Raw genomic sequence first — 1,411 nt, 5'->3', positions numbered from 1 at the left:
AAAAGTCGCAATAATTGCCTGCATTAGAAAGATGATTGTTATCTTAAATTCAATGCTAAGAGACGGTGTTTCATGGGAAGCGCCAAAAGTTATAAATTAACTATTGACGCCATAGTCTCTTGTTAGTTGTGCTTTTAAACAGATCGAATTTAGAAATGATATAAATAGGCTCTTTTTTACTTTCTACTTTATAAAGATATTGATTTTTTAAAAAATTAGTTTTTTCTTTTATTAGGTTGATTTGCCCCCAAGGAATTAAAAATTTATTGGGAAATAGTAGAATCAACATCTTATTTTGACCTATAAACAAACCTTGTTTACATGGTTTTATATTTAGAAAATTTCTATATTCACTGTTTTTCTCCTGAGAAAAGTCCGCAACATTTGTCAGGTTAATACTTTTTGATTTAAAAAGTGAACGTTCAGAAATACATAAATCCGTTTTGTACTCTTTTGCTAGTTTAGGGTAAAATCCAACAATGCTTTGTACATAATTTACTAGAACAAAGAAGAATAAAAAAAGAATTAAACCTATGAGAAACTCCATTTTTAAAACTCCAAAAATCTATTCCATACTACAGGGTGAATTTAAGCCAACTAACGAGGCTGTAGAATAACTCCAACAACCAAATTCAATTAAAAAACGAGTTCCTCAAATCAACTCTAAGCGCTTTAAAAGCATTAGGTAATGCATTTGGAAACCATAAAACAGGCTGTTTTCTTAAAAAAGAGTAATTCTACAGCCTCAACGCCCACTTAAGCGGACAAAAATAGCTGGTTAAAATGTGAAGCGAAGCGGAACCTGAGTAACTGTTTTTGTTGCATTTTAAGTGCTTTTAAGGTTTTATTAACTCTGCCCATTTGTTGTTTAAAAAGCCAGTCTCTTGCCCAACTGACATTATTACTGGACTGATATTATTAGTTTTAGGCAACTCGAAAACTACGTCATAGATGGTTATATCTTTAGCACTTATACCATTAGATTTAGCCCATTCTAGAATAGCAGGATCTTTAGTATCAACGATACTCGCTTTGTCGAGCGCCTTAAAAAATACATAGTGCTCTAATTCAGATTCAATTTTCGTTGGGTTGCGTTTAATAGAAAATTCAAGAACAAGAAGTTCAGGCTTATTGCTGTACAGTTGAGAAATATAACTTTCAGCTTTGTTTTTATATGCAGCTTCTGTATTCCAGAATTCATCAATTTCATTCGAATACGCGAATGTTGAAATAAATACGAGGAAAATAAAAGGTAGTTTAAATTTCATCCGTGACTCCAGAAAACCCTAGACATAATGACTCCCACACGGTGTTAGCCTCCGCTTTTCGTGGGTTAGCTTAATTCAAAGCCAGAGCCATAATTAGTTTGTCAATTAACTAAACAGCAGAGGCTAACATGAATAAACATAGC

Annotated in this window: 2 protein-coding genes and 1 pseudogene; 1 reads left to right on the top strand and 2 read right to left on the bottom strand. The window is 32.6% G+C overall.

Annotated elements, in window-relative coordinates; all coding sequences use genetic code 11:
• Nucleotides 1-100: pseudogene (locus H5126_RS21200) on the top strand (IS110 family transposase); the annotation flags it as partial.
• Here the strand turns inward: H5126_RS21200 and H5126_RS21195 are convergent.
• Both H5126_RS21195 and H5126_RS21190 read right to left on the bottom strand, forming a co-directional pair.
• Complete coding sequence (locus H5126_RS21195; RefSeq protein ID WP_182721547.1) at nucleotides 101-547, bottom strand: hypothetical protein; 447 nt, start codon at nucleotides 545-547, stop codon at nucleotides 101-103.
• A 289-nt stretch (nucleotides 548-836) separates the two neighbouring features.
• Complete coding sequence (locus tag H5126_RS21190; protein WP_024600383.1) at nucleotides 837-1,268, bottom strand: hypothetical protein; 432 nt, start codon at nucleotides 1,266-1,268, stop codon at nucleotides 837-839.
• Between the last annotated feature and the right edge of the window lie 143 nt (nucleotides 1,269-1,411).

Origin of the sequence: Pseudoalteromonas sp. SG45-3 (genome assembly GCF_014164075.1) — a bacterium.
Lineage (GTDB): Bacteria > Pseudomonadota > Gammaproteobacteria > Enterobacterales > Alteromonadaceae > Pseudoalteromonas > Pseudoalteromonas distincta.
This window is presented reverse-complemented; position numbering and strand designations above follow the sequence as displayed.

Coding starts and splice junctions, on each gene's coding strand:
- H5126_RS21195 (WP_182721547.1), bottom strand. CDS start 547: ATGGAGTTTCTCATAGGTTTAATTCTTTTTTTATTCTTCTTTGTTCTA.
- H5126_RS21190 (WP_024600383.1), bottom strand. CDS start 1,268: ATGAAATTTAAACTACCTTTTATTTTCCTCGTATTTATTTCAACATTC.